This window comes from Brevundimonas sp., assembly GCF_046293315.1.
Taxonomy (GTDB): Bacteria; Pseudomonadota; Alphaproteobacteria; order Caulobacterales; family Caulobacteraceae; genus Brevundimonas.
The window spans coordinates 20,308-46,743 of the sequence record NZ_JBKBPF010000012.1; the positions used below are offsets into that span (position 1 = coordinate 20,308).

Below are 26,436 nucleotides of genomic sequence, written 5' to 3' on the forward strand. Positions count from 1 at the left end.
CATGATTCACGCTTCGGCCGGAACCGCTGCGCGGTTCCGCCCGAAACGATCATGCTCCGGATCAGCCGGCGCCGATGGGCAGGGCGTCGGTCACCCCGGCCGGGGCGTCAAACCCGCGGCTGCCTTCATAGGCGCCGAGGTAGGGTTTCGGGTTCAGCAGCGTAATCGCCGCCACTACCAGAATGGCCGCCGCAAGGGCGGTCAGGGCGACGCGTTTTTCCTTGCGCGTAAAGGTGCGTTGATTGCCAATCATGTCCGTTGCTCCATCAGCGCGACCTAAACGGAAACGGCTGATTCGCGTTCCCGGCGTCGGCTCAGGTCGTGATGTCGAGCGCCTGGCGTGCCCTTTTGAACACATCCTCGAACATGGCCGGGGTCAGGCGGCCGGTGTTCGTGTTCAGCCGGGAGCAGTGATAGCTGTTGATCAGACGGTAGGGCCCCACCTCAGCCTCGACCCCGTGACCCGCGGGGGCCGCTGAGGCAGGCAGGCCCAGCGTCTTCAGAACATTGCGCCGGGACACGTCGCCGAGGGTCACGATCACCTTCAGGCGGGGCAGGGCGGCCAGCCGGTCGATCAGGAACGGGCGGCAGGTCTTTTCCTCGATCGGCAGGGGCTTGTTGCCGGGCGGGGCGCAGCGGACGGCGTTGGTGATCATGCAGTCGACCAGCTGCAGGCCGTCGTCAGGGCGGGCGTCGTACTGGCTGCGTGCGAAGCCGGTCCTGATCAAGGTCTCGTACAGCAGCCAGCCTGCGTGATCTCCGGTGAAGGGCCGTCCGGTGCGGTTCGCGCCGGTGCGGCCGGGCGCCAGACCCACGACCAGCAGCCGCGCCTCGGGATCGCCGAACGACGGCGCCGCCCCGTTGAACCAGTCGGGGTTCTGGGCCTCATTCTCGGCCCTGTACTCCACCAGTCGGGGACACAGGGGGCATTTGGCGGGCGGCTCCGGGATCAGAGCCTTCATGCCTCGCGGCCCGGGCGTCCGAATACGTCCATCAGGTCGGACAGGTCCACGAACTGGTCCGCGACGCGGCGCAGTTCGTCTGCGGCCTGGGGAGGCTGGGTCTTGAGGGTCGAGACCACGCTGACCCGCACGCCCTTGTCCTGGACGGCTTCCACCAGCCGCCGGAAGTCGCCGTCGCCGGAGAACAGCACGGCGTGGTCGATGGCGGGGGCCAGGGTCATCATGTCCACGGCGATCTCCACATCCATGTTGCCCTTGGTGCGGGTGTGGCCCGAGGCGTCGGTGTAGCGCTTGACGGGCTTGGTCACCATGGTGAAGCCGTTGTAGTCCAGCCAGTCCACCAGAGGACGGATCGGTGAATACTCTTCGCCCTCGACAATCGCCGTGTAATAGTAGGCGCGAACCAGAACGCCATTTGACCGGAAGAACTCGATCAGCTTTTTGAAGTCCATGTCCACGTTCAGGGACCTGGCGGCCGAATACAGATTGGCGCCGTCTATGAACAGCGCGATGCGATCCGTCGGATAGAAATGCATGACTGAAAATCCGCAGAATATGGAGCCGTCCGTCGATCCGGACATCCGTGTCGACGGCGACGATGCAGTGGTGATCGCACTGGGGTCGAATGACAAGGGGGTCTGGCCGTCCTGCGTCGATCTCCTTGAGGCCGCGATCGCGCGTTTCCGGGCGGAGGGCATCGACATTCTGGCGCGATCGTCGTGGTGGCGCTCCGCCGCCTGGCCTGACCCGTCGGACCCGCCCTTCGTCAACGGCGTCGTGATCGTCTCCACCGCCCATGATCCCCACGCCCTGATGGCGACGCTGGGCCGGCTTGAGGAGACGTTCGGACGCGAACGTCAGCGCACCAACGCCCCGCGCACCCTGGATCTGGATCTGATCGCCTTTGGGCGACTTAACGGGGACCTGGACGGCCTGATCCTGCCCCATCCCCGCGCGGCCGAGCGCCTGTTCGTGATGGGGCCGCTGGCCGAGATCGCCCCGGAGTGGGTGCATCCGACGGCGGGCAAGACGGCCAGGGTGCTGGCGGAAACCTGCGCCGTGGGGACAGACGCGCGGCCGATCGGCTGACGTCGCGACATTCCGCACGTCACGCGCCATTGATTTGCCACGCTGAACCCTCTATTTTCCCCGGTTCTCCCCAAGCCCCTCCGAGGATATTCATGGCCCGCGTCACCGTCGAAGACTGCATCGAGAAGGTTCCGAACCGCTTTGGCCTGGTCCTGCTGGCCGGTCACCGCGCGCGCGGCATCTCGAACGGCGCCGCCCTGACCATCGACCGCGACAACGACAAGAACCCCGTTGTGGCGCTTCGTGAGCTGGCCGACGACACCGTGGTGCCGGACGATCTGCAGGAAAACCTCATCACCACGCTGCAGCGCGTGGATGAGCGCACCGAAGCCGAGGACGAGGCCGAGACCGTGGCCCTGCTGGCCGAACCCCAGCACATGAACATGGCCGAGCAGGAGCTGATTCGCGCCCTGCAGAGCGACCGCGACGGTGGCCAGGAGGATCGCTACTGACACCCGCGCCAGCCGACGGAGTGATCATTTCCCCGGCGCGTGCCCAGGCGTCCACGCCGGGTCCGGATACTGCAAGCCCTGAACGGGCCGTGGCGAAACCCGCCCCGGCCCGTTCGCGTGTCATGCGCCAACTGGAGCTGGTGGACGCGGTCAAGGCCTATGACCCCACCGCCGACGAGGGCCTGCTGAACCGGGCCTATGTCTACGCCATGAAGATGCACGGCTCGCAGATGCGGGCCTCGGGCGATCCCTACTTCGCCCATCCCATCCAGGTGGCCGGCATCCTGACCGATTTCCGGCTGGACACCGCCACCATCGTCACCGCCCTGCTGCACGACGTGGTGGAGGATACCTCGGCCACCCGCGACGACATCGCCGCCATGTTCGGCGAGGAGGTGGCCGGTCTGGTGGAGGGTGTCACCAAGCTGTCCCGGCTGGAACTGCAGGCCGAGCACACGCGTCAGGCCGAGAACCTGCGCAAATTCATTCTCGCCATCTCCAAGGACGTGCGGGTGCTGCTGGTCAAGCTGGCCGACCGCCTGCACAACATGCGCACCCTGGAGTTCGTGAAGCCCGAGAAGCGCGAGCGTATCAGCCGCGAGACGCTGGAGGTCTATGCGCCGCTGGGCCGGTCCATCGGCATCCATCGCATCGCGTCGGAGCTCGAGGAGCTCGCCTTCGAGCACCTGAACCCGACCGCCCGCACCGCCATCGAGCGGCGGCTGGAGGCGCTCCGCCTCGAGCACGGCCGCGCCGTCCAGGGCGTGGCCCGCGAGGTCCAGACGGTGCTGGAGGAGGCGGGCATCAAGGCCCGCGTGTTCGGTCGCGAGAAGACGCCCTATTCCATCTGGCGCAAGCTGCAGAGGAAGGCGCTGGGCTTTTCGGCCCTGTCCGACATCTACGGCTTTCGTGTGCTCGTGGAGAGCGAGGACGACTGTTACCGTGCGCTGGGTGTGGTCCACCGGGCCTGGCCCATGGTGCCGGAGCGGTTCAAGGACCTGATCTCCACGCCCAAATCCAACAATTACCGCAGCCTGCACACCACGGTGGTCGGGCCGTCGGGCCTGCGTATCGAGATGCAGATCCGCACCGAGGCCATGGACCGCGTGGCCGAGGAGGGCGTGGCCGCCCACTGGCGCTACAAGAACAAGTCCTACGGCTTCGACCGCGAGGCCATGGAAGAGGGCGGGGGGCGCGATCCCCTGCTGACCCTGCGCCATCTGGTGCAGGTGATCGAGCACGGCGAGGGCGGCGAGGACTGGGTCGAGCACGCCAAGCTGGAGATGTACCTGGACCAGGTCTTCGTCTTCACGCCCAAGGGGTCGCTGATCACCCTGCCGCGCGGGGCCATGGCGCTGGACTTCGCCTACGCCGTCCACACCGAGGTGGGCGACAGCGCCGTGGGCGTGAAGATCAACGGTGAGCTCAAGCCCATGCGCACGCCGCTTCAGAACGGGGACGTGGTGGAGGTCATCCGCGGGGCCAAGCCCGACATTCCCTCCGACTGGCGCTCGCTGACCGTCACCGGTCGCGCCCGCTCGGCCATTCGCCGCCATATCCGCCTGTCCGAGCGCGAGGAGTTCCAGAAGCTGGGCCGCGCCGCGCTGGATCAGGCGCTGGGACGCGTGGACAAGGCGCTGAAGGACGTCTCGCTGAAGCCGGCGCTCGAGACCCTGGCCATCGAGCACACCGAGGACCTGTTCGAACAGATCGGCCGGGGGCAGACCCAGGCGGGCAAGGTCGTGGGCATCCTGTTTCCCAAGCTGAAGGCGTCCGGGCCCGAGCCGGTCGAGAAGAAGCGCATCGAAAGCGGTTCGGACGCGCGCCTCTATGTGCGCGGCGGCGGCCTGCGCCCGGGGGTCAGCATCCACTTCGGGGCCTGCTGCTCGCCGGTGCCGGGCGACCGCATCGTCGGCATCATCGAGCCCGACAAGGGCCTGACCGTCCACACGATCGACTGCAACAGCCTGGCCGATTTCGCCGATGATGACACGGTCTGGACCGATCTGCAGTGGACGCCCCAGGCCGAGCAGGACGCCGTGGCCTCCACCCGTCTGGTCGCCACCATGCGCAACGCGCCGGGCGTGCTGGGCCAGGTAGCCACGGTCATCGGCGAGGCTGGCGGGAACATCCTGAACCTGAACATGACGCACCGTCAGCAGGACTTCTTCGACATGGAGATCGATGTGGAGGTGGCCGACGCCCGCCACGCCACCCAGATCATCGCCGCCCTGCGCGCCAACCCCAGCGTGGACACGGTGGAGCGGGCGCGGGGCTGATCGGCCCGGCGCCTGGACGGCCCCTACTCAGGCCGGCGCATCATGTGGATCACATGCCGACGAAAGTTGATGCAGCTGCCGGCCAGGGCGTCGGTCAGGACGAACACCACCGGCATGCCCGGCTCCACGTCCGCAACGACGTCGGCCGTAAAGCCGCGTTCCCGCAGGAAGCTGGCGGCCTCGTCTGCGGCGGCGGCGGGATCATCGGCCACCAGACCGATGCAGGCGGGCGCGGAGCCCACCTGCTCCATCACCGAGGGGGGCGAATGGTTGATGATGGTGCCGTCCATCATGATCGTCCGGCTGACCCCGCCTGAATCCGCCTGAAGCCTCTGAGCGACGCCGTGTTGCGCGAGCAAATCGACGACGGCGTCCTTGCCGCTGACGGACGAGGCGACGAAGATGCGTGAACCGGGATCGGGGAAGGGCAGGGGGTTCCGGCCGGAGGCGACCATCACGGCCCACGCCGTCAGGGCCAGCACGACCACCAGCAGGATGGCGAGCACCCATTTGGGAATGAACATTCAGTCCTCCTGAGGCGCCCGGGCCGTCAGGGTTGTATAGCCGCGTTCTCTGAGTCAAGCGCCTTTGATGGACGTCGGCGTTGCGCCGCGCCGGGCCAGTCGCTAAGCGCAACGCCATGACCTCCGACGACGTCCTTGAAGAATTCCGAGCCGCCGGTGCCCTGCGCGAAGGCCATTTCGTGCTGTCCTCGGGGCTGCACAGTCCGGTGTTCCTGCAGAAGAACCTGGTGTTCATGAACGCCGACCGCTGCGCCCGCCTGTGCAAGGCCCTGGCGGAGAAGGTGACGGCCGCCGTGGGCCCGGTGGACGTGGCCATATCACCCGCTGTGGGCGGCATCATTCCGGGCTATGAGACCGCACGGCATCTGGGCGTGCCGTCCATGTATGTGGAGCGCGAGGGCGGGGAGTTCCGCCTGCGCCGGGGCTTCTCGGTGGAGCCGGGCGAAAAGGTCGTGATGGTTGAGGACATCGTCACCACCGGCCTGTCGTCGCGCGAATGCATCGCCGCCATCCAGAAGGCGGGGGGCGAGGTGGTCGCCGCCGCCTGCATCGTGGACCGGTCGGGCGGCCGCGCCGATGTGGGCGTCCCTCTGATCGCCCTGGCCACCCTGGACGTGCCCGCATACCCCGCCGACGCCCTGCCGCCGGAACTGGCCGCCGTGCCGGTTGAGGATCCGGGCAGCCGTCGTCTGGCGAAATCTTGAAAGAGTCCGCACTCGCGACGGACTGACAGGACATGGCCCGCATAGGGCGAGGAGAACGAGCGATGGCCGAGCGGGTCCGCCTGGGCGTCAACATCGACCATGTGGCCACCGTGCGGAACGCGCGGGGCGGCGTTCATCCCGATCCCGTGCGCGCGGCGCGTGAGGCGCTGGAGGCGGGGGCCGATGGCATCACCGCCCATCTGCGCGAGGACCGCCGCCATATCTCGGACGGCGACATCGACAGCCTGACCGACCTGCTGCGCGAGCAGGCGCGGCCGCTCAATCTGGAGATGGCGGTCACCCAGGAGATGCTGGCCATCGCCCTCCACCATCGCCCGCGCGCCGTCTGTCTGGTGCCTGAAAAGCGCGAGGAACGCACCACCGAGGGCGGCCTGGACGTGGTGGGCGGCCACAACTGGATCACGCCCTTCGTGGCCCAGCTGAACGACGCCGGATCTCGGGTGTCCCTGTTCATCGGGCCCGACCCCGAACAGATCGCCGCCGCCCATCGCACGGGCGCGGCGGTGGTCGAACTGCACACCGGCGCCTATTGCGACGCCGTGCGCGAGGGCCGCGCTGACGAGGCCGAGGCCGAACTGGCCGCTCTGCGGGCGGGCGCGGCGCAGGCCACGGCGCTGGGGCTTGAGGTCCATGCCGGCCACGGAATCGACTATGACACCGTCACGCCCATCGCCGCCATTCCCGAGGTGGTGGAGCTGAACATCGGCCATTTCCTGATCGGAGAGGCCATTTTCGTGGGTCTGGCGCCCGCCATAGCGAAGATGCGCGGGCTTATGGACGAGGCGCGGGGCCTGTGATCATCGGCATCGGGGCCGACATGACCGACATCCGGCGCATCGAGGCGTCGCTGGAGCGGTTCGGCGACCGCTTCAAGCAGCGCTGTTTCACGCAGATCGAGCGCACCCGCTCGGATCGCAAGCCCGATGCGTCCTGGAGCTACGCCAAGCGGTTCTCGGCCAAGGAGGCCTGCGCCAAGGCGCTCGGCACCGGCATGCGGCGCGACGTCTACTGGCGCGACATGGGAGTGGTGAACCTGCCCTCGGGCCAGCCGACCCTGGCCCTGACCGGCCATGCAGCGGCGCATCTGGCGCGCCTGACTCCGCCCGGCCACGAACCTCGAATTCACCTCACGCTGTCTGATGAACACCCTTACGCCCTGGCGTTCGTGGTGATCGAAGCCTTGCCCGCAACCCCGTCAACCATTACCGAAGGCGCCTGAACGACCGCGTCAAGCGGCGGGGATGGGCGTGAAAACCGATGACAGACAACGAAAAGCCGGACCGGGACGAAGACGCCGCGATCGCGGCTGACGCCCCTGCCGAAGACCAGCCCTCTGCCGGCGAAGCCGAAACGGCTTCCGCGCCCGAACTCGCCGAGACGCAGCCGCCGATGGACGATGCGGCGCAAGCGCCGGTTCCGCCCGCTCATCCCGCCGAACCGGAAACGCCCGATCAGGCCATGATGGCTGCCGCCGCCGCCGGGGCCACGACGGTTTCCGCTGTCGCCGGGACCAGCCAGAGTCCGCCGCGCCCCATCTGGAGCGACAAGGGCGACGCGCCCTTCGAGGACGAGCCCGTGGATCGTCCCGCCCGCTCGCAAGGCAAGCCCGTGCGGACCAAAAAGCCCCAGAACGAGACGGTCGAGGTCATCAAGACCATTGTCTACGCCCTGGCCATCGCCCTGGTGCTGCGGGTGCTGCTGTTCCAGCCCTTCACCATTCCGTCGGCGTCCATGGAGCCAAATCTCTACGAGGGCGACTACATCGTCGTGTCCAAGTGGAACTATGGCTACAGCCGCCACGCCATGCCGTGGAGCCCGCCGCTGTTTGAGGGCCGCATCTTCGGCTCGCAGCCGGCGCGCGGCGACGTGGTGGTGTTCAAACTGCCCCAGGACAACCGCACCGACTACATCAAGCGCGTCATCGGCCTGCCGGGCGACCGGGTCCAGATGATCGGCGGCCAGCTGCACATCAACGGCGAGGCGCTGCAGAACACCCCGGCCGGATCGCTGCGCATCGACGGCCCGTTCGGACCCATGGACGCGGCCCAGATCGAAGAGACCCTGCCCGAGGGCCGCACCTTCCGCATCCAGGACTTCGGACGTGGCTTCGATCTGGACGACACCCAGGTGTTCGAGGTGCCGGCGGGCTACTACTTCATGATGGGCGACAACCGCGACAATTCCATCGACAGCCGCGCCGACGTGGGCCTGGTTCCGGAGGAGAATCTCGTCGGCAAGGCCCAGATCGTGCTCTTCTCGTGGGAGCCGGGCGCCTCGCTGCTCAACCCGGTCAGCTGGTTCGCCAATCTGCGACCCAGCCGCTTCTTCAAAGGGCTGAACTGATCCCATGAACGCCCGAACCGAGGCGGTCGCAGAGCTTCAGCGCCGCCTCGGCCACGACTTTTCCGACCGCGCCCTGCTGGACCGGGCCCTGACCCACGCCAGCGTGGGGGAGGGGGGCATGCCCCACGGCAAGCCCGTGCCGGACAATCAGCGGATGGAGTTCCTGGGCGACCGGGTGCTGGGCCTGCTGGTGGCCGACCGCCTGTGCCGCGATTTTCCCGAAGCCGACGAGGGGCAGCTGTCGTCGCGCCTGCACAGTCTGGTGGACAAGTCCGCCTGCGCCCGGGTGGGCCATCGGCTGAACCTGGGCGAGGCCCTGCGGTTGTCGCCCGGCGAGACCAAGACCGGCGGGCGACGCAAGGACGGCATCGTGGCCGACGCCATGGAGGCGGTTCTGGCCGCCGTGTGGCTGGACGGCGGCGTCGAGGCCGCCCGCACGGTGTTCGAACGGGCCTGGGCCGATGAGCTGGCCGCGCCGTCCACGCCCGGCCTCGCCAACCCCAAATCCGCGCTTCAGGAGTGGTCGCAGGCGCAAGGGCGGCCGCTGCCGTCCTATGTGGTGATCAGTCGCACCGGCTCGGACCACGCCCCCACATTCACCGTGCAGGTGTCGATCGAGGGGCTTGAACCCTTGACCGCGCAGGGGCGTTCGCGTCAGGAGGCGGAAAAGGCGGCCGCTGTCGCCCTGTTGAACCGAGAAGGCGTCATTTGACCGAGACCACACCCACCCCCCGCGCGGGCTTCGCCGCCATCATCGGCGCGCCCAACGCCGGCAAGTCCACGCTGGTGAACCGGCTGACGGGGTCGAAGGTCTCCATCGTCACCCAGAAGGTCCAGACGACGCGCTTCCCGGTGCGCGGCATTGCGATCCATGAGCAGAGCCAGATCGTACTGGTGGACACCCCCGGCATCTTCAAGCCGCGCCGCCGTCTGGACCGGGCCATGGTCGCCTCGGCCTGGGGCGGGGCCCAGGACGCGGACGCGGTGGTGCATCTGGTGGATGTGGCGGCCGAGATCGCGGTGGCCGCCCGCGAAGGCTCCGCCGCCGACCACCGCCAGATCGAGGACACCCGCGCCATCGCCGAGAACCTCAAGGCCACTGGCGCCACCGCCATCCTGGCCCTGAACAAGATCGACGGCGTGCGCCGCGACGCCATGCTGGGCGTGTCCCAGGAACTGTACGACCTGGGAGTCTATTCCGAGGTGTTCATGATCTCGGCCGCCGACGGCTCGGGGGTGGATGACCTCAAGGCCCGGCTGGCGGCCCTGATGCCCGAAGGCGTGTGGCTGTATCCGGAAGACCAGAGCGCCGACGTGCCCCTGCGCGTGCTGGCCGCCGAGATCACCCGCGAGAAGCTGTACCTGCGGGTGCACGAGGAACTGCCCTATTCGGCCGCGGTGGAGACCACCGCCTTTGAGGAAAAGCCCGACGGCTCGGCGCGCATCGAACAGACCGTCTATGTGGAGCGCGACAGCCAGCGCCCCATCATCCTGGGCAAGGGCGGCCACACCCTGAAATGGATCGGCCAGAAGGCGCGCGAGGAGCTGACCGAACTGATGGACCGCCCCGTCCACCTGTTCATCACGGTCAAGGTCGATCCGAAGTGGCAGGACTCCCGGGCCCTGTATGCGCAGTTCGGGCTGGACTTCGACGTCTAGGGATCCGTGGGGGGATAACCCGGCATCCGGGCTAGACTTCGCGCCTCACATCCCTGATTCGACGGCCCATGACTGTTCACACTCCGCCGCCCGAGGGCGGCCGCATCGTCGACGAGCCCCTGGGCGAGGCGCTCAGCCGCCGCTACCTGGCCTATGCCCTGTCGACCATTACCAACCGGGCGCTGCCGGACGTGCGCGACGGGTTCAAGCCGGTGCACCGGCGCATTCTGTACGCCATGCACCAGATGCGCCTGAACCCCCAGGCCGCGGCGCGCAAATGCGCCAAGGTGGTGGGCGAGGTGATGGGCGGCTACCACCCCCACGGCGACGCCTCGATCTATGAGGCGCTGGTGCGCCTGGCCCAGGACTTCGCCCAGCGCTATCCGCTGGTGGACGGACAGGGCAATTTCGGCAACATCGACGGCGATAGCGCCGCGGCCATGCGCTACACCGAGTGCAAGCTGACGGCGGCGGCCCAGCTGCTGCTGGAGGGCATCGGCGAGAACGCGGTCGATTTCCGCCCCACCTATGACGATCAGGACGAGGAGCCCATCGTCCTGCCCGCCGGGTTCCCGAACCTGCTGGCCAACGGCTCGTCAGGCATCGCCGTGGGCATGGCCACCTCGATCCCGCCGCACAACGCCGCCGAACTGATCGACGCCTGCCTCAAGCTGCTGGAAGCGCCCGAGACCACCACCGAGGAACTGGTGGCCATCGTGCCCGGCCCCGACTTCCCCACCGGCGGCGTGGCGGTGGAGTCCGCCGCCTCGATCCTCGACGCGTACCAGACCGGCCGGGGCGGGGTGCGATTGCGCGCCCGCTGGGAGACCGAGGATCTGGGCCGGGGCATGTGGCGCGTGGTCGTCACCGAGATGCCGTATCAGGTGCAGAAGTCCAAGCTGATCGAGGCTCTGGCCGATCTGATCGAGAACAAGAAAGCCCCCTTGCTGGCGGACGTGCGCGACGAGTCCGCCGAGGACATCCGCCTGATCCTCGAGCCCAAGTCCCGTACGGTGGAGCCCGAGGTGCTGATGGAGAGCCTGTTCAAGCTCTCCGACCTCGAGGTGCGCTTCCCCATCAACATGAACGTGCTGGACGCCACCGGCACCCCGGGCGTGCTGGGGCTGAAGGCCTGTCTGGTCGCCTTCCTCGATCACCGTCGCGAGGTGCTGATCCGGCGCGGGCAGTGGCGGCAGGAACGCATCGAGAAACGCCTGCACCTGTTGGAAGGCCTCAAGACCGTCTTCCTCAATCTGGACGAGGTTATCCGCATCGTCCGCGAGGAGGACCAGCCCAAGGCCCGGCTGATCGAACGCTTCGCCCTGAGCGAGCTGCAGGCCGACTTCATCCTCGACACCCGCCTGCGTCAGCTGGCGCGGCTGGAGGAGATGACCATCCAGAAGGAGTTCGACGAACTCACCGAGGAGCTGGCGGGCCTGAAGGCCATGATCGCCTCGCCGGCCAAGCAGACCAGGCTGCTGGCGCTGGGCCTGCAGGACGTGCGCAAGGCCCTGATCTCGCCGCGCCGCACCACCATGGGCGATGCGCCCGACGTCAGCGAGGTGTCCATTGACGCCTTCATCCCCCGGGAGGCCATCACCGTCATCCTGTCCGAGCGCGGGTGGATCCGCGCCGCTCGTGGCAAGGTGGACGATCCGTCCGAGCTGAAGTTCAAGGAAGGCGACGACCTGGCCTTCCTCGTGCCCGCCTTCACCACCGACAAGCTGCTGGTGGCGGCGTCGGACGGGCGAATCTTCACCCTCGGCGCCGACAAGCTGCCGTCCGGGCGCGGGCACGGCGAGCCGCTGCGCCTGATGATCGATCTGGACGAGAGCGCGGGCATCGTGACCGTGCTGGCGCACCAGCCGGGCGGCAAGCTGCTGGTGGCGTCAAAGGCAGGCTATGGATTCGTCACGGGGGAGGACGACGCCCTGGCCCAGAAGCGCGGCGGCAAGCAGGTGCTGAACGGCGACATGGCCGCGTGCCTGCGCATCGCCGGCGACCACGTGGCGGTGATCGGCGACAACATCAAGGCGCTGGTGTTCCCGCTGGAGGAACTGCCGGAGATGGCGCGCGGCAAGGGCTTCAAGCTGCAGACCTACAAGCAGGGCGGTCTGGCGGACATCACCGTGTTCAACGCCGAGGAAGGCCCCGACTGGCGCGACGGGGGCGACCGCCGCCGCAACTGGCCCGACTGGCGCGACTGGCTGGGCAAGCGCGCCGCCGCCGGTCGTCAGGGGCCGAGGGGGCTTAGGAAGTTCCGCTAGGTCCTCGGCCGATCTGACAATCCCGTTCCTGACCCCGATTTCACTTGGGGTCAGGCCCTCATCCGCGCGATAGTGGCGCTCTAGGATAAGGAGGACTTCATGGTCACCTGGATCGTTATCGGCGTCATCGTCGTCGTACTGCTGTTTCTCGTCGTCGGCGCCTACAACCGGCTGGTGGCGCTGGATCAGGCCGCCGATCAGTCGTTCGCCGACATCGACGTGCAACTGCGCCAGCGTCAGGACCTGATCCCCAATCTGGTCGAGGCCGTGAAGGGCTATGCGGGTCACGAGCGCGGCACGCTGGAGGCCGTCACCCAGGCCCGCGCCGCCGCCCAGGGCGCCGGCAGCGTCAATGAGAAGGTCCAGGCCGAGAACATGCTGACCGCCGCCCTCGGGCGTCTGTTCGCGGTGGCTGAGGCCTATCCGGACCTGAAGGCCAGCACCAACTTCCTGCAGCTCCAGAACGAGCTTTCGGACATCGAGAATAAGCTGGCCGCCGCCCGCCGCTTCTTCAACAGCGCCGTGGCCGAGTTCAACGCCGTGCGCCGCCAGTTCCCGACCGTGCTGTTCGCCGGTCTCGTGGGCTTCGCCTCGGACAAGCCCTTCTTCGATCTGGGCGAAGCGGACCGCGCGGCCATGAACGCCGCGCCGCCGCAGGTGAAGTTCTAGAGACCCATGGCGTTTTACGGTCAGGCCGTCGGGCTCAAGACCCACATCTGGGCCAACAATACGCGCTCGATCATGCTGCTCGCGGGTTTCCCCGTGCTGCTGGTGGTGATTCTGTACGGGCTCCAGCTGGTGCTGATGGGGTTCGGGGTCATACCGAACTCCGGCGGCACGCTGGGCGACGACATGGCCCTCGCTGGGTCGATGCTGGGCTGGACCGTGCCCACTGCCCTGGTGGTCGCGGCCATCTGGTTCGCCATTTCCTACGTCGGTAGCCAGGCCATGATCGACGCCATGACCGGCGCGAAGAAGGTCGAGCGGCGCGACGAGCCCGAGCTCTACAATCAGCTGGAAAACCTCTCCATCTCGCGCGGCTTGCGCACACCGACCCTGCGTATCATCGAGCGGCCCGAGCTGAACGCCTACGCTTCGGGCCTGCACGAGGGGCGCTATTCCGTCACCGTCACCCGCGGCCTGATGGGCGCCCTGGACCGTGACGAAATGGAGGCGGTGCTCGCCCACGAACTGACCCACGTCATCAACAAGGACGTGCGGACCATGGTGATCGCCTCGATCTTCGCGGGCATCATCAGCGTCATGGCGGAACTGGTGTTCCGGGGCCTGTTCTTCTCGCGTGGCGGCCGGGGCGGCAACAACAAGAACGCCGGGCCGCTGATCCTCATCGGCATCGCCATCGCGGTGATCGGCTTCGTGCTGGCGGCGGTGATCCGCATGATGCTGTCGCGCACCCGCGAATATGTGGCCGATGCGGGCGCGGCCGAACTGACCAAGAACCCCGACGCCATGATCTCGGCCCTGCGCAAGGTGTCGGGACAGTCGAAGATCGAGGCGCCTGACGAACTGCGCGGCATGTTCCTGGACAATCAGGAGAAGGGCGCCGGCTTCGCGGGCCTGTTCGCCACCCACCCGCCCATCGAGAAGCGCATCGACGCCCTGGTGCGGTTTGCGGGCGGCCGGGACCTGCCGCCTGTGGCGCCGCGCGGCGCGCCCGCCACCGCCGTGCCGCCGACCTACTGAGCCGCGCCTGAGCCGCTGATCAGCGCCGCGCGCTCGTCCGCCGTCAGCATGCGCCATCTGCCCTCCGGCAGGTCGCCCAGCGCCAGCGGTCCGATGCGGGTGCGGTGCAGATCGGTGACGCGCAGCTCCACCAGATCGCACATGCGCCGGATCTGGCGATTGCGGCCTTCGGTCAGGATGAAGCGCATCGTCTGGCCCTGCACCACGGTGACGCGGGCGGGTTTCAACTGGCGGTCGTCCAGCTCCAGACCGTGCCGCAGCAGGCTGAGCTTGCGCTCGGTGATCGGGCCCCGGACGGTGACCAGATACTCCTTGTCCAGCTCGGACTGCGGCCCGATGACCGCCTTGGCCACGACGCCGTCGGTGGACAGCAGCAGCAGACCCCGGGAGTCCTCGTCCAGCCGGCCGATGGGGGGCAGGGAGGCGTCCTTCGCCGGGGTCTGCCCTGCGCCCATGCGATTGGCGCCGGTCAGCAGGCGCACGGCCGGAATCTTGCCCGGCTCCGGCTGGCCCGAGACATAGCCGACGGGCTTGTGCAGGACGATGGTGACGCCCGCCGCCAGTTCGGCCTCGGCGTCGTCGCTGAGGGTCAGGGTCTGGCCCTGCTCGATCTTGCGGCCGGCGTCGGTGACCACCTCGCCGTCGATGCGCACCAGCCCCTGGCCGATCAGGCCCTCGGCCTCGCGGCGCGAGCAGACGCCGGTCTGGCCCAGCCACTTGTTGATCCGGACGGGTTCGTCGCCGTCGTAGGTGCGGGTGAAGGCCATGGTCGGTCCGTGAAGCGGGAAGGCCTTCTTTTGGCGGCGCGCGGGCCCGACGGCAAGGCTGTGCGGTTGACCCCAAGGGCCAAAGACCTGTAACAGACCTCATCCACATGACGGATCGCCTTGTCCCGCCCCGCGCCTGACGCGGCGGCGGCTCGCGCCGTCATTTTCGTGTCTTTGACGCGAAGCGTGAGGAAATGGACGGCGTCGTGCTGTCCGTCGACTTGAGATCAACCTTTCAGGAGAAGCATGAACGCTCAATACAACGCCGGTAAATCTGGAAAACCCCGTGGCGGATTTCGCCGTGCACCCATTCGCGCCCGTGTGGGCCTGGCCATGCGCCGCTCGATGGACTTCGGTCCGCTGGGCGATGTCGAGCAGCTGATGCAGTACGAAGGCATCTCCATGGCCCCCATCTCCACCGGAGACGCGAGCATGTCCGTCGGCGGCGTGACGGTGCTGCCGACCGCCAAGATGAGCGATATCGAGGATGGCTCCATGGCCGGCCTGATCATTCCGGGCGGCGCCCCGGACTCCGCCGCCGAGGAAAAGGTGGCCACCATGATCACCACGGCGCGCGCCAACGGCATCACGGTTCTGGCTTTCGGTGAAGGCGTCGCGCAGGCGGCCCGCGCCATGGACATCGATCCGGCCACCTTGGCCGACGCGCCGGGCGCGGTCATCGACAGCGAGGGTGCGACCCCGCTGATGACCCGCGAACAGCTGAGCCTGGTGGCCCAGACGCTGGGTTAAACCTTGCGGAACAGCAGACTCAGATTGTTGGCCGGCATCTCGACCCGCAGGGTCAGGTGCAGGCCGTGATCCCGCGCCAGCTGCGAGACGTCTTCCAGAGCCCGCAATCCCCACTCGGGGTTGCGGGCTTGCAGATTCTGGTCGAAGTCCGCGTTGGACGGCGCCAGTGGAACGTCGGCCTCGCGCCATGGCCCGTACAGGTACAGCAGGCCCCCCGGGACCAGCGCCCGGGCCGCACCGCCCATCAGGCCCTCGGTGGCGGCCCACGGGCTGATGTGGACCATGTTGATGCAGACCACGGCGTGGAAGGGGCCGTCCGGCCACGTGGACGGATCGGCGGCGTCGACGGCCAGCGGGGCCTGCAGATTGTCCAGTCCGGCCGTCTCCCGCCACGCCGCGATGCTGGTCCGCGCATCTTCCGACGGGTCGCTGGGCGTCCAGTCCAGATCGGGCAGGGCGCGAGCGAAGGCGAGGGCGTGCTCCCCGCTGCCCGCCGCGATCTCCAGCACGCGGCCGCGCGCGGGCAGGTGCGCCTTGAGCACGCTCTGGATCGGCCCGGCGTTGCGGCCCGCCGCCGGCGAGGACGCTGCGCCGTCGGGCAGGGCGGCGAGGGAATCCATGGTCTGCATGATCCCTGATTAGCCGCCGACGCGCCGTCCCGCGAACGGAAAAGCCCGCAGCGCTGCCTTCCATGGCCACAAAGGGGTGGATTCTTGCGCCAGTTGACGCCGCGTCGGAAGGGGTGTTTCTGCCATCCTGTAACACGGCGTGATCGCCGTGAGGCCACGGCGGCGACAGATCGCCGGGCCTGAGGAAGCTCAGGGAGACGTGCCTTGAATACCAACATGATTCCGGGGCTCGACGCCGCCCCGACGAACCACCGTGGCCTGATCGCCTGGGTGGCCGAAATCGCCGCCCTGACCCGGCCGGACCGGGTGCACTGGTGCGACGGGTCCCAGGCCGAGGCCGACGCCATCGCTGCCGATCTGGTGGCGCGCGGCACCCTGCGGCCGCTGAACCCCGAAACCCGGCCCGGCTGCTACTATGCGGCCTCGGACCCGAAGGACGTGGCCCGGGTCGAGAGCCGCACCTTCATCTGCTCGCAAGACGAGGCCGACGCCGGACCCACCAACAATTGGTCCGACCCGGCCGGAATGCGCGAGCGCCTGAACGGCCTGTTCGACGGCTGCATGGCGGGCCGCACCCTGTATGTGGCGCCGTTCTGCATGGGGCCGCTGGGCTCGAAGATCAGCGCCCTGGGCGTGGAGATCACCGACAGCGGCTATGTGGCCCTGTCCATGCCGATCATGACCCGCATGGGCCAGGCCGCGCTGGATCAACTGGGCGAGGACGGGACCTTTGTGCCCGCCGTCCATGCGCTGGGCGCGCCGCTGGCCGACGGGCAGGCGGATGTGCCGTGGCCCTGCAATGACGACAAGTGGATCGTCCACTTCCCCGAGACGCGGGAGATCTGGTCCTATGGCTCCGGCTATGGCGGCAACGCCCTGCTGGGCAAGAAATGCTACGCCCTGCGTATCGCCTCGGTCATGGCCCGCGACGAGGGCTGGCTGGCCGAGCACATGCTGATCCTGAAGCTGACCGATCCCGGGGGGCGCGTGCACTATGTGGCCGCCGCCTTCCCCAGCGCCTGCGGCAAGACCAATCTGGCCATGCTGCAACCGACGCTGGAGGGCTGGAAGGCCGAGACCGTGGGCGACGACATCGCCTGGATGCGCTTTGGCGACGACGGGCGGCTGTATGCGGTGAACCCGGAGGCCGGCTTCTTCGGCGTGGCCCCGGGCACCAGCCGCAATACCAACCAGAACGCCCTCGCCACCCTGACGAAAAACACCGTCTTCACCAATGTGGCCCTGACCGCCGATAACGACGTGTGGTGGGAGGGTCTGACCAGGGACGCGCCCGAGGGCCTGACCGACTGGAAGGGGCGACCCTACGATCCGGCATCCGGCGAACCGGCGGCGCACCCCAACTCGCGTTTCGCCGCCCCGGCCGACCAGTGCCCGACCATCGCACCGGAATGGGAAGACCCTGCGGGCGTGCCGATCTCGGCCATCCTGTTCGGCGGGCGCCGGGCCAGCGCGGTGCCGCTGGTGACCGAGGCCTTCGACTGGGAGCACGGCGTGTTCATGGGCTCCACCGTAGCGTCCGAAGGCACGGCGGCGGCCGAGAACCGGGTCGGCGAACTGCGTCGCGATCCCTTCGCCATGCTTCCGTTCTGCGGCTACAACATGGGTGACTATTTCGCCCACTGGCTGGCGCTGGGCGAGCGGGCGGACGCGGCGAAGCTGCCGCGCATCTTCTTCGTCAACTGGTTCCGCAAGGATCAGGGCGGCCGCTTCATCTGGCCCGGCTTCGGCGACAATGTGCGGGTGCTGAAGTGGATCACGCGGCGGCTGGAAGGCGAGGCCGAGGCCGTCGATACGCCGGTGGGGCGTGTGCCGACGGCGGATGCGCTGGATCTGGACGGCCTCGATCTGACCGAGGCGCAGCTGGATGCCCTGCTGGACGTGGACCCCGAGGTCTGGAGCGAGGAGGCGGCCCTGATCCCGGCTTTCTTCGAGCCGTTCGGCGACCGGCTGCCCGGGGCGCTGTGGCGACAGCACGAGGCCCTCACCAAACGGCTGGATCGGGCGCGGGCGGCGCGGATGGCGGCCGAATAGCTTGAAAAAGGGCGCGCGCCGGTCAATGACGGCGCGTGTCATCCTCAAGAGAAATCATCATCATCGGCGCGGGCGTTCTGGGCCTGACAACGGCGGTCGAATTGATCCGCCGCGGACGCCGGGTGACGGTGGTCGACCCGGGCGGCGACAACGCCTCGTCCGTGGCCGCGGGCATGATCGCGCCGGCCCTGGAATGCGCGCTGGAGAACGTGTCGCGGGAGCGGGCCGAGCTGATGCGCGACGCGCGGGACCTGTGGCCTGAGTTCGCCGAGCATATCGGTGTGTCGGTTTCGGCCGAAGGCTCGCAATGGTGCGGACCCGATGCGGCGGCGGTCGGCGAAAGGCTGTTGAATCTGGGCTTTGCCGCCTGGGTCGACAATGGGGTCGCCTTCACCCCTGACGACTGGCGGGTGGACGCCGGGCCGGCCATGGTGGCCCTGAAGGCGTTTCCGGGTCTCGCCATGGCGACCAGCCGCGTCGCGGAACTGACGCAGCATGGCGCGCGGTGGGAGGCGCGGCTTCAGTCCGGCGAGGTGATCAGCGCGCGGACGGTGATTCTGGCGACGGGCCCAGAGGCCCCGATCCCGGGGCTAACGCCCGAGGCCGCCCGTATCGTCGGCCTGATCCGGCCCATCCGGGGCCAGCTGGAGCAGGTCTTCGCTCTGACGGTGGAGCGGATGCGGCGCGGGCCGGGGGCCTATGTGGCCCCGATGATCGACGGAGTCATGGTGGGCGCCAGCATGGATTTCGACCGTCGCGACCTGGCGCCCGATTCCGTTCAGGCCAAGCGCATGATCCAGTCGGCGGGGCGGTTCTTCGACCTGACGTCCATCGGCGTGCGACGGACCCGCGTGGGCGTGCGCGGGGCGTCTCCCGACGGCCTGCCCATGGCCGGGGCGCTGGGGGAGGGGCTGTTCGCCGCCCTGGCGCCGCGCCGCAACGGCTGGCTGCTGGCGCCCGCGGTGGCCCGGACCGTGACCGCGGCCGTGACGGGCGAACCGAAGACGGCTTTTTCGGCCGCCTTCGATCCTTTGCGCTTCTAGTTTAGCTGGAAGGTGAGGGGGATGGTGACCAGGGCGCCCTCCACCGCCTGGCCGTCCACCGTACGGGGGCTGAGGCGGAAGTGCCGCGACAGCTGCATGGCGGCCCGCCCGAAGCCCTGTCCACCGGGCGTTTCCGACATCACTGAGCAGCCGGTCAGGCTGCCCCGCGCCGTCACCGAACATTGCAGGGTGGCGGAGCCCTCGGTCCCGTCACGCAGGGCGCGATCCGGATAGGCTCGCGCCATCTGATCGGCGGTCGGGCGGGCGATCCAGCGCGGATTGGTGATCACGCCGGGGGCTGCCGCCGGGATGGACTGCGCCGGCGCGGCGTCCTGAACCGGGCCCGGTGTGGCGGGAACGAACACCGGTTCGAACGCCAGACCCGTGACCGGGATGTCCGGCGGCGTGAACGGGGCGGTTTCGATCGGCTCGACCTGATTGGGCGCCGGGTTATGGACGGCCGTGGGCGGCTGCGGGGTCTGGGCGATTGCGGGGTCGGGCGGGCGAACGCGCGGTTGCATCTCCAGGACCGTGATCGGCGGTTCGGGATTCGCTTCAGCCCGCAGTTCGAACCGTTGCTGGTACAGCCACACTCCGGCGGCGCCGTGCACCATCAGCGAGGCGCCGACCGCCAGCCAGACCCAGCGCGGAACCGGCCGCTTGCGGTTGTTGAAATCCAGCGGATGAACCGAACCGGGCCCGCCTGCGAGCTTCATCATCATCGCCGTCCACTCCCTTTGTTTGCGGGAGCCTGACCGGCTGAAGCGGAACCGCGTCACGATTTCGCCGAGGCCATGAATCAGGCTCTCGTGTCCAGGTCGGAAAGCCGGAGACCGACGTCCGACGAACGAAGTGTCGCGCCTGGGTTGTGGCGACTTTGCGGCGAAGGGTGATCAGCACTCTGTGATGCGGATTCCAGTGATCTGTGGATGGTCAGACCTCGTTAACGAAGTTTAGGGTTTCGTTAACCAACGTAAACGACCGTCAATCTTATGAGCATTGGATCGATTCCCTCATCGGGCGGCGTGGAGGCGGCCATTCGGCGCGCCTCCAGCGCGACCGGCGTGGACTTCGATTTTCTGATGCGCACGGCGCGGCGCGAAAGCGCGATGAATCCGCAGGCGCAGGCGCGCACCTCGACGGCGGCGGGCCTGTTCCAGTTCATCGAACAGACCTGGTTGGCCACGCTTAAGCAGAACGGGCATCGGCATGGGTACGGCCAGTACGCCGACCTGATCCATCGCGGCTCGGACGGACGCTGGCGGGTGCAGGGCTCGGCCCGCAACGTGGTCATGGACCTTCGCTTCGACCCGCATGCGGCCTCGGTGATGGCCGCCGAACTGGCGGCGTCCAACGCCGCCTATCTTCGCGGCCGCACGGGGCGCGAGCCCGGTGGCGGCGATCTCTACGCCGCGCACTTCCTGGGGCCGGCGGGCGCCGCGACCCTGATGGAGGCCATGGCCACGCGGCCGGCGGCCTCGGCGGCGGCGCTGTTCCCCCAGGCGGCAGCGGCGAACCGGTCGATCTTCTATCGCGGCGGCCGTCCGGCGACGGTGGCCGAGGTGCACGCGAACCTGCAACGCACGGCCGGCGACCAGCCGGCCGTCGGAACGCCGCAGCCGTCGGCGCCGCAACTGAGCGATCGAGACCGCATGATCGCCGCGCGCATGGACCGTCTGGCCCAGGACCAGAGCCTGCTGAACATGCTGCTGGGGACCCAGGGAGAAGGGGAGGCCAGCACCTTCCTCAAGGCGTTCGCGCCGCCGGAGGAATCGCGCCAGACTTGAGCGAACGGCGATCGAAAGTCCGATCCGGCCGTTACGGTAAACGCGACCTTAAGGATAACGGACACATCCTCGGGGCCTGACTTTCGGAAGCCCGCATGACCGCCTCTCGCGCCCACCTGACCGACCTGGACCTGCATTGCCTGATCAAGAGCGGCGATGACGACGAGCGAGCGACCGCGGCGCACAAGTTGTGCCGCGCCATCGACCGGGCTGATCTGAGCGATCCGGACCGCGCCGCCGCCGAGAAGATCCTCCGGGTTCTGGCCGGAGATGTGTCCGAGATGGTCCGCCGGGCCCTGGCGGTGACCCTCAAATCCTCGGACCTGCTGCCCCGCGATGTGGCGCGGCGCCTGGCCCGGGACGTGGACAGCGTAGCCATGCCCATCATCGGTTGTTCGCCCGCATTCGCTGACGAAGACCTGATCGAGATCCTGCGCAGCGGGTCATCGGCGCGCCAGGTGGCGGTGGCCGGGCGACCGAAGGTGTCGCGCGACGTGGCCGACATCATCGCCGCCGAGGCGGGGGAACTGGCGGTTCGCACCCTCGCGGCCAATGACAACGCGGACCTGTCCGAGAGCGCGATGGGCCGGGCCATTCAGCGGTTCGGCGCGTCTCCGGAACTGGTGGCCGCTTTGGCCTATCGGCCGGTCCTGCCCATGGCGATCACGGAAAAGCTGATCGGCCTGGCCAGCGAGGCGGTGCGCCAGCATCTGGTCAGCCGTCACGCCCTGGCGCCCGAAGTGGCCATTCAACTGGCCAGCTTCACGCGCGAGCGGGCCACGGTCGATCTGATCGATCAGGCGGGCGCGTCGGCGGATATGGCGGGCTTCGTGGCCACCTTGAACGCGCGAAAGGCGCTGAGCCCGTCCCTTTTGCTGCGCGGGCTGGCCCGTGGGCAGATGGCCTTCTTCGAGCATGGATTGTCGGAGCTGGCCGGGGTGTCCCATGACCGCTCGTGGCTGATGATCCACGATGCGGGGCCGCTGGGGCTGAAGGCGATCTATGATCGGGCGGGTCTTCCTCCACGCCTGTTCCAGGCCTTCCGGGCCGGGGTCGACACCTGGCGCGGCATGCAGGCCGAAGGCGTCATGCTGAGCGGGGAACGGTTCCAGCAGCGGATGCTGGAGCGGTTTCTGACCCAGCGTCCGAACACCGGCCGCGAGGATCTGACCTATCTTCTTGAGCGCCTGGACCGGACCCCGGAAACGGAAATGCTGGCCGCCAACGCGGCGTAGAGCCGGTTCAGCCCTTGTAGGCGGCGACCTTGGCCTCAAGCTCCTCGGCGAGCGCGCGGCCGACCGGATGCTCGTCCGTCTGGATCTTGTCGCGCACCACAGCCTTGATGGCCATGACGTGGGCTTCCAGCAGCGCCGTCGGCGTGCTCATGCGCGCCGTGGGATCATCCAGCAGCCGGCAGAACGAACCCGCCAGCCGGGTGACCAGGGGATACTGATAGGTGCCGCCCAGCCCCTTCAGGTCATGGGCGCGAAAATACAGGGATTCCGCTGTGGCCGGCGTGTAGCCTTCGGCCTGGATGGCGGCCCAGGACGCGTCCAGCTTGACGATCTCGTCCTGCAGCCAGGCGCCGAACTGGTCAGCCATGGCGGCGAGGGCTTCCTCGGCCTTGGCGATGGCCCCGGCGTCAATTCCGCCGAATCCCCCACCCACTTTCTGGCGCAGCGTGTTGGACGGCTGAATGACCTGTGCGGACTTGTTCACGGCGAAGACTCCAGGGGCAATGGGCCGCATTATCACGGGTCAGGTTTAAGAAGCCGTGACTCAGGCGGTGAATTGCTCGGCGAGGACCCGTTCCTCGAAGGAGCGGTCGGCGTCGAACAGCATGGTCAGGGTGATGTCACGCCGTTCGCGCACCTCGACCTTCCGCACCCGCCGGACCTCGAAATTGTCCGCCACGGCGCTGACGGGCCGCTTGTCCGCCTCCAGGATCTCGAAGCAGACCTCGGAGTCGTGCGGCAACAGGGCGCCGCGCCAGCGGCGGGGGCGAAAGGCGCTGATCGGCGTCAGGGCCAGCATCCTGGAGTTCAGCGGAATGATCGGGCCGTGGGCCGACAGGTTGTAGGCGGTCGATCCGGCGGGGGTGGCCACCAGCGCGCCGTCGCAGCTCAGTTCATCGAGACGCACCCGGCCGTCCACGAGAATGCGGAGCTTGGCGCTCTGGCGGGTCTGACGCAGCAACGAAACCTCGTTGATGGCCAGGCCGGACTGCATCTGATCCTCGCTGGTCCAGGCCCGCATCTCGAGCGGATGGATGATCGTGCTGACCGCCCTGGACAGGCGTTCGAGCAGACCGTCCTCGACGTACTCGTTCATCAGGAAGCCGACCGACCCGCGGTTCATCCCGAACACCGGGGCGGGCTGCTCGATCCGGGCGTGCAGCATTTCGAGCATGAAGCCGTCGCCGCCCAGGGCGACCACCACGTCGGCGTCCTTCAACGCGACGGAGTCGTACCGTGTCACCAGCGCGTCGCGCGCGGCGAGGGCGTCGGGCCGGTCGCTGGCGACGAAGGCGATACGCGGAGAGGAAGGAAGGGTGCTCACACCCCAGTGCAAGCGGACGCGGGGCGGGAAGTCAAACGCTCATGACCAATCAGGCGGCGCGGTAGGCGCGAAACGCCCGCGCCGCGCTTTCCCCGGTACGCTCCATGAACCGCGGCTTGCGCAGTTCGCCGGTCGGCAGGCCGCCGCTGAGCTTGCGAACCTCGTCCAGCATGGCAGGGAAAACAGCGCGATCGATACCCACCGCTGCGCAGGCCAGTCGTAGGGCCTCGGGGTGGTCAGCGCGCACCGCATCACGCACCTGGGCCAGCGGGAACCCGCCGAGCGTGGCCAGAGCATGTTCGAACAGGCTCAGCCGCCCTTCGCGTATCGCGCGGATCAGGTAGCCTGGTCGCAACTGACCGGAGGCGTCCATCTTGGCCACGAGGCGTCGCTCCATTTCGTCCCGGGCCGGGTCCTCGTCCAGAGGGGCGGGGCCCGCTTCGCCCTTGCGGGCGTAGGCCGCGCGCACGGCCTCGTCGATGGCGCCGCTGAGGGCCGGCGCGTCCACGCGAAAACGCTCCTGAAGCGCCTCCCGCAGGGCCTGGCCGACCCAGCCGTACAGTTGCTGCGCCAGTTGATCGTTCATGGCCGGATGGCGGACCAGCGGCGCGCGCAGGGCGGCGATGCGCTGCGAGGCCTCGACCAGCCTGCGAACCGCGGCTTCGCTCACCTCGGCGGTGCGGTTGGCGGCCAGGGCCGTCATCACGGCGGGCTCGCCGCCCTCGATGATGGCGTCGGCGACCCGGCCGCTTATGCGAGGACGCCGCGCGACCTCGATCTGGTGTTCGATCGTGCATTCCACCAGGATTTTCAGCAGTTCCTGGTCCTTGAGCAGCGGGCTGGCGGCGATGACGGGACGGGCGATCTCGATCTCGTCGATCGCGAGGGTGTGGATCAGGGCCGGGGGCGCCCAGTCGGCCCCGGCGAGGCATTCGGAGAGGGTCCGGCGGATATCGCGCTCGGCCCCGGCGGCAAGGACCAGAAAGATTTCGCTGAGCAGGGCATGAGATGGATCGCCCGGTTGCGGCGGGCTGGCCTCGCACATGGCCGCCACGCCCCTGAGCAACCGCTGCTGGTCCGCCGCGTCGCGGCTGCGGGCCAGCGACAGGAGATCGCCGGCGGCGGGTTTCATGCTGGACAGGGCAGGGGCCACGGCGCGTCTCTCGGGGGTTCGGCGGCGATTCCACCGCGGATCAGCTTTGCCGTTAGGGGGTGAAAGCGGGGTTAACGCGCCGCTAACCTTGACGCTCGCGGTGCATGGCGCGACGTTGCCGCGTCTGGAAGTTGCTTTGGGAGACGGTCATGGCCGACGGCGCATCGACTTCGTTGAGGTCAAAGGTTTCCGAGGCGGAATGGCAGGTCCGGGTGGAACTCGCTGCGCTGTACCGGCTGGTCGCCCTGCACGGGTGGGACGACATGATCTTCACCCACATCTCCGCCCGCGTGCCGGGGCCCGAGCACCATTTCCTGATCAACCCCTACGGCTACTATTTCGAAGAGATGACCGCCTCGCTGCTGGTCAAGGTCGATCTGGACGGCAACGTGGTCCAGGAGACCACGAACTTCATCAATCCGGCGGGGTTCACCATCCATTCGGCGGTTCACGCCGCGCGCGAGGACGCGAAATTCGTCATCCATCTGCACACCGACGCGGGCGTGGCGGTGGCGGCGCAGAAGGAGGGCTTGCTGCCCCTCAGCCAGAACGCCTGTCTGCTGCAGCATCAGGTGGCCTATCACGGCTATGAGGGCCTGGCCCTGAACCACGACGAGCGTGAGCGTCTGGTGGCTGATCTGGGCGACAAGTCCCTGATGCTGCTGCGCAACCACGGCACCATGGCGGTGGGGGCGACGGCGGCGGCGGCGTGGGTGGGAATTTTCTTCCTGGAGCGCGCCTGTCGTCAGCAGATCGGCGCCCTCAGCGCGGGGCGCGACGGCGTTCTGACCGCTCCTGACGCGGCCCAGGCGGAAACGAGGGAGCAGGGGCAGGCGATCGGCTTCATCTCGTCGCTGGCGTGGCCCGGCGCCTTGCGCCAGCTGGACCGGCGCTCACCGGGATACGACGCCTGATCAGGGTCGTCATGGCGGCGGCGGCCCTGGCGGCCCTGACGCCGCTCACGGTCCACGCGGGCGCGTGGCCCACGCCCAAGGGCGAGACCCAGGTCATCCTCAAGGTCGAGAGCATGCGGGCCAGTGACGGTTTCGACCTGGCCGGCGGCCGGACGCCGCTGGCGGCGGAGCAGGTCGATCAGGTGCTGGGCCTGTTCGTGGAGCACGGCCTGACCGACCGGATCACCCTGCAGCTCAAGGGCGATTGGCAGGACGGTGAGGACGCCTTCATCGACTATCAGGGCCGCGGACCGGTGGAGCTGGGCGTGCGGGTTAACGTCTGGCGCGACGACTGGGCCGTGCTCAGCGTGTATGCGGGCCATGCATGGGGCGGGGATACGCGCAACGCCGTGTATGCCCCGCCGGGCGCCGGGGACAGCGACTGGGACCTGCGCGTGCTGGCCGGGCGCTCGTTCCCATGGCGCGGCGCCTTTCTCGAGGTGCAGGCGGCGCGGCGGCTGCGCGATGGCCTGCCGGACGAAACGCGGCTGGACCTGACAGCGGGCGCCGAGCTGGCGCCGGGCTGGAGCGTGCTCAATCAGGTGTTCGCCGGACGCAGCGAACAGGGCAGTGAGTGGGCCAATCTGGAGACGTCGGTGGTGCGCACCTCGGGCGCGTGGAGTTTTCAGGCCGGCTGGCGTCAGACCGTCGCCGGTCGGAACGTCCCGGAGTCCCGCGGGCCGATTCTGGCTGTGTGGCGTCGGTTCTGATAAAGCGCATCCGCGAGCGACGGATTTCG

General features: G+C 68.4%; 29 protein-coding genes. 19 read left to right on the plus strand and 10 right to left on the minus strand.

The window, feature by feature from the left end:
* Window positions 1-61 precede the first annotated feature (61 nt).
* The 3 genes from ACK4SE_RS11375 to ACK4SE_RS11385 form a co-directional block, all read right to left on the minus strand.
* The gene (locus tag ACK4SE_RS11375; protein ID WP_409692632.1) at window positions 62-253 is read right to left on the minus strand and encodes a hypothetical protein; all 192 of its coding nucleotides are present in this window, start codon (window positions 251-253) and stop codon (window positions 62-64) included.
* A gap of 61 nt (window positions 254-314) precedes the next feature.
* Window positions 315-962, minus strand: a complete 648-nt coding sequence (locus ACK4SE_RS11380; protein WP_409692635.1) for a uracil-DNA glycosylase — start codon at window positions 960-962, stop codon at window positions 315-317.
* Window positions 959-1,498: an NYN domain-containing protein gene (locus ACK4SE_RS11385; protein ID WP_409692638.1), complete on the minus strand. Its 540-nt coding sequence runs from the start codon at window positions 1,496-1,498 to the stop codon at window positions 959-961. The genes ACK4SE_RS11380 and ACK4SE_RS11385 overlap by 4 nt, the downstream gene beginning before the upstream one ends.
* Here ACK4SE_RS11385 and folK point away from each other — a divergent pair.
* The 3 genes from folK (at window position 1,497) to ACK4SE_RS11400 (ending at window position 4,782) form a co-directional block, all read left to right on the plus strand.
* Window positions 1,497-2,051, plus strand: a complete 555-nt coding sequence (gene folK / locus ACK4SE_RS11390) for a 2-amino-4-hydroxy-6-hydroxymethyldihydropteridine diphosphokinase (RefSeq protein WP_409692641.1) — start codon at window positions 1,497-1,499, stop codon at window positions 2,049-2,051. The genes ACK4SE_RS11385 and folK overlap by 2 nt on opposite strands.
* Before the next feature lie 92 nt (window positions 2,052-2,143).
* Window positions 2,144-2,503, plus strand: coding sequence for a DNA-directed RNA polymerase subunit omega (gene rpoZ / locus ACK4SE_RS11395; RefSeq protein WP_021698448.1), 360 nt, complete (start codon window positions 2,144-2,146; stop codon window positions 2,501-2,503).
* Window positions 2,504-2,625: 122 nt separating this feature from the next.
* On the plus strand, window positions 2,626-4,782 hold the full coding sequence (locus ACK4SE_RS11400; RefSeq protein WP_409692843.1) for a RelA/SpoT family protein: 2,157 nt from the start codon (window positions 2,626-2,628) through the stop codon (window positions 4,780-4,782).
* A gap of 23 nt (window positions 4,783-4,805) precedes the next feature.
* On the opposite strand, the gene ACK4SE_RS11405 is transcribed toward ACK4SE_RS11400, so the two are convergent.
* The gene (locus tag ACK4SE_RS11405; RefSeq protein WP_409692644.1) at window positions 4,806-5,306 is read right to left on the minus strand and encodes a hypothetical protein; all 501 of its coding nucleotides are present in this window, start codon (window positions 5,304-5,306) and stop codon (window positions 4,806-4,808) included.
* 116 nt (window positions 5,307-5,422) lie between these two features.
* On the opposite strand from ACK4SE_RS11405, the gene pyrE reads away from it, so the two are divergent.
* The 9 genes from pyrE to ACK4SE_RS11450 all read left to right on the plus strand — a co-directional run bounded on the left by pyrE (window position 5,423) and on the right by ACK4SE_RS11450 (window position 14,004).
* Window positions 5,423-6,010, plus strand: a complete 588-nt coding sequence (pyrE, locus tag ACK4SE_RS11410) for an orotate phosphoribosyltransferase (protein WP_409692647.1) — start codon at window positions 5,423-5,425, stop codon at window positions 6,008-6,010.
* A 62-nt stretch (window positions 6,011-6,072) separates the two neighbouring features.
* Window positions 6,073-6,828: a pyridoxine 5'-phosphate synthase gene (locus tag ACK4SE_RS11415; protein ID WP_409692650.1), complete on the plus strand. Its 756-nt coding sequence runs from the start codon at window positions 6,073-6,075 to the stop codon at window positions 6,826-6,828.
* Complete coding sequence (gene acpS / locus ACK4SE_RS11420; RefSeq protein ID WP_409692653.1) at window positions 6,825-7,250, plus strand: holo-ACP synthase; 426 nt, start codon at window positions 6,825-6,827, stop codon at window positions 7,248-7,250. The genes ACK4SE_RS11415 and acpS overlap by 4 nt, the downstream gene beginning before the upstream one ends.
* A gap of 242 nt (window positions 7,251-7,492) precedes the next feature.
* Window positions 7,493-8,374: a signal peptidase I gene (gene lepB / locus ACK4SE_RS11425; RefSeq protein ID WP_409692846.1), complete on the plus strand. Its 882-nt coding sequence runs from the start codon at window positions 7,493-7,495 to the stop codon at window positions 8,372-8,374.
* A 4-nt stretch (window positions 8,375-8,378) separates the two neighbouring features.
* On the plus strand, window positions 8,379-9,086 hold the full coding sequence (gene rnc, locus ACK4SE_RS11430; protein ID WP_409692656.1) for a ribonuclease III: 708 nt from the start codon (window positions 8,379-8,381) through the stop codon (window positions 9,084-9,086).
* Window positions 9,083-10,033 carry a GTPase Era gene (gene era / locus ACK4SE_RS11435; RefSeq protein WP_409692659.1) on the plus strand — a complete coding sequence of 317 codons (951 nt, stop codon included), beginning with the start codon at window positions 9,083-9,085 and terminating at the stop codon, window positions 10,031-10,033. Before rnc ends, era begins: the two co-directional genes overlap by 4 nt.
* 68 nt (window positions 10,034-10,101) lie before the next feature.
* A complete protein-coding gene (gene parC, locus ACK4SE_RS11440; protein ID WP_409692662.1) occupies window positions 10,102-12,300 on the plus strand; it encodes a DNA topoisomerase IV subunit A in 2,199 nt (732 codons plus the stop codon).
* 99 nt (window positions 12,301-12,399) lie between these two features.
* Complete coding sequence (locus ACK4SE_RS11445) at window positions 12,400-12,969, plus strand: LemA family protein (RefSeq protein WP_409692664.1); 570 nt, start codon at window positions 12,400-12,402, stop codon at window positions 12,967-12,969.
* A 6-nt stretch (window positions 12,970-12,975) separates the two neighbouring features.
* A complete protein-coding gene (locus ACK4SE_RS11450) occupies window positions 12,976-14,004 on the plus strand; it encodes a M48 family metallopeptidase (RefSeq protein WP_409692666.1) in 1,029 nt (342 codons plus the stop codon).
* On the opposite strand, the gene ACK4SE_RS11455 is transcribed toward ACK4SE_RS11450, so the two are convergent.
* Window positions 13,998-14,771, minus strand: a complete 774-nt coding sequence (locus ACK4SE_RS11455; RefSeq protein ID WP_409692669.1) for a pseudouridine synthase — start codon at window positions 14,769-14,771, stop codon at window positions 13,998-14,000. The genes ACK4SE_RS11450 and ACK4SE_RS11455 overlap by 7 nt on opposite strands.
* A 246-nt stretch (window positions 14,772-15,017) precedes the next feature.
* Here ACK4SE_RS11455 and ACK4SE_RS11460 point away from each other — a divergent pair, with 246 nt between their 5' ends.
* Window positions 15,018-15,521: a hypothetical protein gene (locus tag ACK4SE_RS11460; protein WP_409692672.1), complete on the plus strand. Its 504-nt coding sequence runs from the start codon at window positions 15,018-15,020 to the stop codon at window positions 15,519-15,521.
* Here the strand turns inward: ACK4SE_RS11460 and ACK4SE_RS11465 are convergent.
* Entirely contained in the window at window positions 15,518-16,141 is a 624-nt protein-coding gene (locus ACK4SE_RS11465) for a DUF938 domain-containing protein (protein ID WP_409692674.1), read from the minus strand. The genes ACK4SE_RS11460 and ACK4SE_RS11465 overlap by 4 nt on opposite strands.
* Before the next feature lie 225 nt (window positions 16,142-16,366).
* Between ACK4SE_RS11465 and ACK4SE_RS11470 the strand changes: the two genes are divergently transcribed.
* Both ACK4SE_RS11470 and ACK4SE_RS11475 read left to right on the plus strand, forming a co-directional pair.
* Window positions 16,367-18,202 carry a phosphoenolpyruvate carboxykinase (GTP) gene (locus ACK4SE_RS11470; protein ID WP_409692848.1) on the plus strand — a complete coding sequence of 612 codons (1,836 nt, stop codon included), beginning with the start codon at window positions 16,367-16,369 and terminating at the stop codon, window positions 18,200-18,202.
* A gap of 35 nt (window positions 18,203-18,237) precedes the next feature.
* Window positions 18,238-19,245 carry an NAD(P)/FAD-dependent oxidoreductase gene (locus ACK4SE_RS11475; protein ID WP_409692677.1) on the plus strand — a complete coding sequence of 336 codons (1,008 nt, stop codon included), beginning with the start codon at window positions 18,238-18,240 and terminating at the stop codon, window positions 19,243-19,245.
* Here ACK4SE_RS11475 and ACK4SE_RS11480 read toward each other — a convergent pair.
* Window positions 19,242-19,967 (minus strand): TonB family protein, encoded by a 726-nt coding sequence (locus tag ACK4SE_RS11480; protein WP_409692679.1) that lies wholly within the window; start codon window positions 19,965-19,967, stop codon window positions 19,242-19,244. The two genes, ACK4SE_RS11475 and ACK4SE_RS11480, sit on opposite strands and share 4 nt — an antisense overlap.
* Window positions 19,968-20,237: 270 nt before the next feature.
* On the opposite strand from ACK4SE_RS11480, the gene ACK4SE_RS11485 reads away from it, so the two are divergent.
* Together ACK4SE_RS11485 and ACK4SE_RS11490 are read left to right on the plus strand one after the other, a co-directional pair.
* Entirely contained in the window at window positions 20,238-21,032 is a 795-nt protein-coding gene (locus tag ACK4SE_RS11485) for a transglycosylase SLT domain-containing protein (protein ID WP_409692682.1), read from the plus strand.
* A 95-nt stretch (window positions 21,033-21,127) separates the two neighbouring features.
* Window positions 21,128-22,267, plus strand: coding sequence for a DUF2336 domain-containing protein (locus ACK4SE_RS11490; protein WP_409692683.1), 1,140 nt, complete (start codon window positions 21,128-21,130; stop codon window positions 22,265-22,267).
* 7 nt (window positions 22,268-22,274) lie between these two features.
* Here the strand turns inward: ACK4SE_RS11490 and ACK4SE_RS11495 are convergent, their stop codons facing one another.
* Genes ACK4SE_RS11495 through ACK4SE_RS11505 form a run of 3 tightly spaced genes read right to left on the minus strand, consistent with a single transcriptional unit; the run spans window position 22,275 to window position 24,744 of the window.
* Complete coding sequence (locus ACK4SE_RS11495; RefSeq protein WP_409692685.1) at window positions 22,275-22,751, minus strand: Hpt domain-containing protein; 477 nt, start codon at window positions 22,749-22,751, stop codon at window positions 22,275-22,277.
* Window positions 22,752-22,811: 60 nt separating this feature from the next.
* Window positions 22,812-23,591: an NAD kinase gene (locus ACK4SE_RS11500; protein ID WP_409692687.1), complete on the minus strand. Its 780-nt coding sequence runs from the start codon at window positions 23,589-23,591 to the stop codon at window positions 22,812-22,814.
* Window positions 23,592-23,640: 49 nt separating this feature from the next.
* Window positions 23,641-24,744 carry a DUF2336 domain-containing protein gene (locus tag ACK4SE_RS11505; RefSeq protein ID WP_409692688.1) on the minus strand — a complete coding sequence of 368 codons (1,104 nt, stop codon included), beginning with the start codon at window positions 24,742-24,744 and terminating at the stop codon, window positions 23,641-23,643.
* A 149-nt stretch (window positions 24,745-24,893) separates the two neighbouring features.
* Between ACK4SE_RS11505 and ACK4SE_RS11510 the strand changes: the two genes are divergently transcribed.
* Window positions 24,894-25,658, plus strand: a complete 765-nt coding sequence (locus ACK4SE_RS11510) for a class II aldolase/adducin family protein (RefSeq protein ID WP_409692691.1) — start codon at window positions 24,894-24,896, stop codon at window positions 25,656-25,658.
* Window positions 25,659-25,669: 11 nt separating this feature from the next.
* Window positions 25,670-26,407, plus strand: a complete 738-nt coding sequence (locus tag ACK4SE_RS11515; protein ID WP_409692694.1) for a hypothetical protein — start codon at window positions 25,670-25,672, stop codon at window positions 26,405-26,407.
* The last annotated feature ends 29 nt before the right edge of the window (window positions 26,408-26,436 follow it).